Source organism: Dellaglioa sp. CoH-55-MRSF-9, assembly GCF_056782155.1.
The window spans coordinates 1-250 of sequence record NZ_JBXAYG010000139.1; the positions used below are offsets into that span (position 1 = coordinate 1).

Sequence of the window (250 nt, forward strand, 5' to 3'; positions counted from 1 at the left end):
GCGGCCGGCCCGGTGAAGTCGGCGGCCGCCAGCCACGCCGCCAGCCTGGCGTCGTCGGCGGGGGTCGAGCGCTCGGCCGCGCGATCCGCGCAGCCGGCCGCGATCGCCGTCACGTAGACCGCGAGGTCGCTCAGCTCCACCTGCGAGAAGCCGCGGAGCCGGGTGGCGAGCAGCGCCTCGTCGCCGTCGCCCGGGTGCACGACGAAGGAGCCGCCGTCGCGGCCGCGCCTGGTCTCGACCAGCCCCGCTT

At 78.4% G+C, this 250-nt stretch carries 1 protein-coding gene; it reads right to left on the minus strand.

The genetic code is table 11. The features are described 5' to 3' along the window. Positions 1-250 (minus strand): hypothetical protein (locus tag AC1RPV_RS08095; RefSeq protein ID WP_481764251.1); only part of this gene is annotated, 250 nt, incomplete at both ends.